Annotated in this window: 3 protein-coding genes and 2 pseudogenes; 2 read left to right on the top strand and 3 right to left on the bottom strand. The window is 28.0% G+C overall.

Annotated features, from left to right (window positions below):
- Window positions 1-207 precede the first annotated feature (207 nt).
- Window positions 208-432: pseudogene (locus HMPREF2846_RS14585) on the top strand (recombinase family protein); the annotation flags it as partial.
- Window positions 418-978: pseudogene (locus tag HMPREF2846_RS14875) on the top strand (alpha-glucosidase C-terminal domain-containing protein); the annotation flags it as partial. The pseudogenes HMPREF2846_RS14585 and HMPREF2846_RS14875, both read left to right, overlap by 15 nt.
- 1166 nt (window positions 979-2144) lie before the next feature.
- On the opposite strand, the gene HMPREF2846_RS00035 reads toward HMPREF2846_RS14875, so the two are convergent.
- The 3 genes from HMPREF2846_RS00035 to HMPREF2846_RS14575 form a co-directional block, all read right to left on the bottom strand.
- On the bottom strand, window positions 2145-2333 hold the full coding sequence (locus HMPREF2846_RS00035; protein WP_060804198.1) for a CsbD family protein: 189 nt from the start codon (window positions 2331-2333) through the stop codon (window positions 2145-2147).
- Window positions 2334-3026: 693 nt separating this feature from the next.
- Window positions 3027-3299, bottom strand: coding sequence for a hypothetical protein (locus HMPREF2846_RS00030; protein WP_256273939.1), 273 nt, complete (start codon window positions 3297-3299; stop codon window positions 3027-3029).
- An 800-nt stretch (window positions 3300-4099) separates the two neighbouring features.
- Entirely contained in the window at window positions 4100-4663 is a 564-nt protein-coding gene (locus HMPREF2846_RS14575; RefSeq protein ID WP_083309938.1) for a hypothetical protein, read from the bottom strand.
- Window positions 4664-6084 lie beyond the last annotated feature (1421 nt).

The following is a 6084-nucleotide window of genomic DNA, read 5'->3' as shown; positions in this document are numbered from 1 at the left end:
ATTATACTATAAATTCAACTTTGCAACAGAACCGACAAACGCTTATATGACGCCGTTTGTCCATTTGTATTTGGTTTACATAATCATTTATTATGTAAATAATTTATATTAGATGAGTAGTAGCCAATGACTACAGTGATTATTTCTTTATTAAATTGCTTATATCTATTTTTCGTTAAAATCATACTATAAAATTAACTTTGCAACATAACCGATAAATTTATGAAAGACTTAATCATCCAAATATTAGCAATGGTTTCAGAACAAGAACGAAATGAAAGTAAACGTAGACAAGCACAAGGTATTAAAGTTTCGAAAGAAAAAGGGGTATATAAAGGACGTCCTTTACTCTATGCACCGAATGCTAAAGATCCTCAAAAACGTGTTATTTATCATAGAGTTGTAGAAATGTTAGAAGAAGGACAAGCAATTGGAATGACGAACTTTCCGTTTACAAGTATAGAGCAATTTAACGATGTATCTGTTAAAAATGAATACCATATGGTTAAAGAGGAAGGCGGAAACACTGATGCATTATTAGAGAAACACCGCATGGAAAACAGAGATAATTCTCGAACTCCAATGTAATGGAATGATGAAGCTTACGCTGGCTTCTCTAATGTTGAACCTTGGTTCCCAGTCAACCCTAACTACGTGTCAATTAATGTCGAACAACAAGAAGCGGATGATCATTCTATATTGCAATTTTACAAAGATTTAATTCAACTTAAAAAGTCAGATGACACCTTTACGTATGGAGAATTCAACTTAATTGATTCAGAAAATTCCAGTATTTTTGCATATACTCGCACATTAAATAATAAAACTGCAGTCATTGTCAGTAATCTAACAAATCAAACTGTAAGTCTAAAAACTGACCTTGAATTAAACAAGGGCGATTTAAAATTGCATAACTATGATACTGAAATTAATACAGATAATATAAAACCCTTTGAAGCATTTGTTACTATGATTTAGTATTTAGTTAACAACTTCATTCAGTTGACAATTACCCAAAAAACAAATCCTCTCATAACAAGATAAATCTTAATTTGAGTGGGTTTGGTTTTTAAATATATTAAATTATTCCTAACTACTCAAACTTACTGGAAGATAAATATGTATTATCTTTCATGGTTAAACTTTTTCTTGATTTAATAAATGTAGTTCTAATAGTCTTTTTATACTTTCCATCAAATTAGAGCATATCTTGAACCCAACGTTAGATAGTTAAATGACAAATTAGTATTTTCTTAATATAAGATGGCTACTTTTCATTGTATAAACACTAGATATATTGTATATTTTGATTAGGGATTGTTTTAATATATATTAAAAGCACAGTAATTAATGTCCCAAGTGCATTTTTGCAATCCTAGTTGTATATATTTTTCATTTAGAAAAGCATTTCTAAACATCTAGCTCCTAAACCGCCTTAATGGCGGTTTTTTTGTAGTGAATTTTACATTCAAACTATAGTTATAAATAAAAAGCCACTACACCATCGTTGTAGTGTAGTGACTCACTTAAATCGTCAAAAAAAGAAGTTGTATGACCAATGTACCTTGCAGGTACGTACTTATGATAACATGTAATTCCTAAATTATGTTAGTAAGAAGTGATAATAATTGGGCAAAGACCTCTGATTATAAATATATTTCAGAAATAATAAACTAAAAGTCATTGATTTAATCCAAATATATGCTAATATATTTCATATGTCGCTTTCCAGTAGTGGCATATAAACTCGTGTTGTGTGCGTTTTCAGTTCTACCACACTCCACAGGTGTGTGTAAGTTCACAGTTAACATTAGATTTACTTCAAGGTCATCATACTCTGTATGATGACTTTTTTATTAAAGACTTTTAGTCTTTAATAAAAAAGGTGTGAAGCATAATCATCTGATTTTTAATTGACTATAACTATTGATTTAATAACATTTTGAATATTTGTAATAATTAATCGTTATTAATCACTAATAATATAATATTAGATATAAGCACATCATTTCCTTGATTTTGATAATATAATATTTCTAATTCCCAAAGATAATTATGCTCTTTTCACATTAAAAATAAGACTGGTAATTTACTCACCAGCCCTAAATAGTATAAAGTCTATAATACTTAAGATGTTTACTTCTTTAGTTCTTATCGCCTTTAACCTGATCAATCAAATCATTAGCTTTATCTTTAACATTATCCACAATTTCCTTAGCTTTACCTGAGGCTTTATCCCCTTTACCTTCTGCTTTTAAATCCTTGTTATCAGTTACATCCCCAATAGTTTCTTTAATATTTCCTTTTGCTTGTTCAAATTTTTCTTCACTCATTGTTATTCCTCCTAAAAAAATAGTATTTATGGTGTAAATCTATTATGCTAAACCTTTTTAAAAAAGTAAAGTCTTTTAAATTAAGTGTAATTCTTGATTTATTAGAGATTATCCTTTAAGATATATTACATAATCCCAAAGATTTAAGATAACTCATTTCAACTTCATTTGATTTTATTTAATTTCACCAGTCAAATCACCTACAAACTCTAACATAGTGTTTGTAGGTGATTTTCAGTATATTTCTCAAATCTACCACTGTTAGCTATAACAAGCAAACTCAAAATACAAACAAATGTTATTATCTCACAATGAACACTCTTTTTACAAATAACTTTTTTCAGTTTTATAAAGTTTAATAAAACTGAACAATAAAACATCCTTTCTAAGAAACAATGAAATTTATTCCACATACATAACCTAAAATATGCAAAGTCATGTCTCCTCACTCGAAATTAAAAAACTTGTAAACCGCGATGCTAATAAATATTACAAAAACAAACTCATGTTATTGTCACATCAATTTTATAGTTATCCACTTTTTTTTAAAATCATAAAAAATAAAACCTGCTATTCATCATCTTTTCCAGTAGAAAACAGAACTAAAATCAAAAACAAATAAACCTTCTATCAAGATATTAATAATCATCTTCCCCATACTATTATTCTATTTTCATTTTTGATTTAATTGCTTTACTCAAAATCCTTTGTACTTAACTTAAAAATTTGTTCTTTCTTCTCTGTCAGTTCCTCAAATATAAATTTAGGTTTTTTTCCTGAAATCAAAATATTAAAAGAATCATCATAAATAGCTTTCGCTTCTTCTTTCAGCTCAGTTTGAGACATATCAATTATATGATAAACATTTTCTATTTCTTCAAGTAAACTTGAACTTTTTTGATAGTAAATTAAATCATCTTTATTAGCTTCAAGTTCAGCAAAACCATTTCTAATTCCATATTTCAAAACATAATAAAGTAAAATAGCTGAAAATATTATATATATTAAACACCAAATTTATCCCTCCTCCTTTGATAGATTTTATCATAGCCCCCAGAAAAGTTTTACAACCTTATTTCAAAGAAATGTTTTAAAAAGTAATAGGATATTTATGTCTTTTTTAATTCAAAAGCTTTATAAGATCTTAATATATAAATGAGATACATATAAATATAATGTAATTCCATACACAAAAACCTATAAAGTGTATTTTCACATTATTAATTCATATGCAAACTAAAGTTTTGCATAAACTAACAAAAACAACTTCCATTTTAATTACTGCATCGATAAATCTCTTCAAAAAAACATAATTTTTATTTTGTACAAATTAAAAGCGTAGATGATAGTTTTATACATTAAATTGAATAATCTAATGAAACCAGTTACTTAATAAAGATACAGTTTTTACATAAGTATTTTCCAACCACTAATTCCAAAAATTCTAAAGTGATTCTTATCACTTGTAATGATTAACTATAGTAACAAGAAAAGATAAATTCATTTCAAACATACACAAAAACACGTACTTATGACATACATAAACACGTGTAAACACTAACTATCTATTAACTATCTGTTTTTTATAAACAGTACTATATAAACACATGTCATTAAAAGAAAAGGAATAGTCAATAAAAAGACTTTTACATGGTTTATATTAGAAACCCATAGAAACAGCGATAACATAAATATATAATTCAAAATCACAATAAAAAATATTGGCCAGTTGAAGATCTTTCTGTTATACATAGTTATCCCACCTTTTAACAACCAGCTACATATCCGCCAGAAGCACCGCCAATACCGCCACCAATGGCTCCTACAACACCACCGCTAACAGTTCCAACAATAGGAAGTGTAACAGTTCCAACAGCAGCTCCTCCTAAGCCACCAGTTGTCGCACCACCAATAGCTCCTCCTACAGTTCCGATTACACATTTAGCAGCTCCTCTTTCTTGTTGCTGCTTAACAACTTGAACACCCAACTTACCATCCTCTTCAAAATAAACTAAAGTCGCGTCTTCACCATTTTTATCTTTTGCTGTTACAGGTAATTGCTCAGTTTTTCCAGAATGAGTATCTTTTATTGTAGCTATACCATTTTTATCAATATTGTATGTAATCCCTTTGTTCAAATCAATTCTAGCCACATTATCATTAATTTTTGAAATAGTTCCTGCACTATCTATAGAGACGTCTGATTGCCTAGTTTCTGAAGCTTCTGAGTAGTTATTAATCACCGTCGGAGCCAAAACTAGACTAGAAGCTACAACAAATGCAACACAACCTTTTGTTACTTTAGATTTATAACTAAATTTTTTATACATTCTCATCTCTCCTATTAATCATTTGCATATTCATATTAACAAAATAATTAATTAAAGAGTTCACCAATCCCCGAACGGTTGAAATTCGTTCTTAAGTGTCTAAAATGTTGCTTTATCGACAATGGTCGACCAGATCACACTATGCCGACATTCGTCTGCATGTTTATTTAAAGGGCTTCTCATTAATCAATAAATTTGCTCGGCATAAATACATGTTTTATTTCTTTTTCTGAAGCCTAAACATATCCATCCTTTTCCAAAGGATCTATAACGTGTATAACTGCTGGAGATATTATATCTTTATCATATATCGAGAAAAATTAGCATCAGAAACTTCATTTCTTGTTAACAAACTTCATCATAACTCTTATAAAAATTTTGAGGATCTTTATTTTTAATTTTAAAGGGGTATTTTGAAGAACCCAAAATATTTATGTAGATTTATATTCTAAAACTCTATATAAGTGCTTAAAAAGAAGATAAGAGCAAAGTAGATATATTTCAATTTCACATCACAAAGTTTTAGCAAAACGAGTGACGATTTTTTTGGCACATTATATTTTTTCTAAGTTTTCATCAGAACCTGATAATACTAATTAAAAAAGCAACCATATTAAATGGTTGCTAAATCGAATCAGCAAGTTAATTGCGGACATTCAATTTAAGAAAGGTAATAGCATTATAACATATTCTGATCACTTTAATAAATCCTAATAACCTTTCCCACAAAATTTTATAGAGTGAATTTTCCTTCAATTCGTTCCCTTTATATATTAAACACTACTTTTTCATCAACATTAATATAAAAGCAATACAGTAGTGATATTTTATATATTGGGAATGTCACACTACTACTCTGACGTGATGTGTAATACTAAAAGTTTTGTGCGAAAAACTACTATATTTTCTCTCGATAACACCAAGTCCATTTCCTATACTATAGTTAATACTAAATAATTTACATTTGATAAGTTTATTTTTCGCCATAAAAGATATACAATGTGATTATATTCCCAATAATCTTCCGAAAAGATTATATATAATTCACTATTTTCTCCAGTAAAAGCATTAAATAGATGTTAATTACTGGAGTTTTTGATTGATTTTTAAAATATAGTTCCTTATAATTATAAATATGTGGTATACTCCACAAATATTACGTGAATATTGATTGACAATCAAAAGGTTTCCTATTGTATTTAGTTGCCCCTTACAACTTTGTTACTAGAATTTTTATATCAAAATTTCTTATACACATAAATAACTTTAAAAGTTTTATAAATAAAATCATAAACTAGATTTTATTTACTCTCTGTCATATAAGACTTAAGAACAATACAAAAGAGGTTAAAAAATGAAGGCATAGGTTGCTTTATCATAAGATAAGCAAACTTATGCTTTTATTTTTTACAATAAAATTT

The sequence above is a fragment of the Staphylococcus sp. HMSC056G08 genome, assembly GCF_001812305.1.
Classification (GTDB): domain Bacteria; phylum Bacillota; class Bacilli; order Staphylococcales; family Staphylococcaceae; genus Staphylococcus; species Staphylococcus simulans.
This window is presented reverse-complemented; position numbering and strand designations above follow the sequence as displayed.

Coding starts and splice junctions, on each gene's coding strand:
- HMPREF2846_RS00035 (WP_060804198.1), bottom strand. CDS start 2,333: ATGAGTGAAGAAAAATTTGAACAAGCAAAAGGAAATATTAAAGAAACT.
- HMPREF2846_RS14575 (WP_083309938.1), bottom strand. CDS start 4,663: ATGTATAAAAAATTTAGTTATAAATCTAAAGTAACAAAAGGTTGTGTT.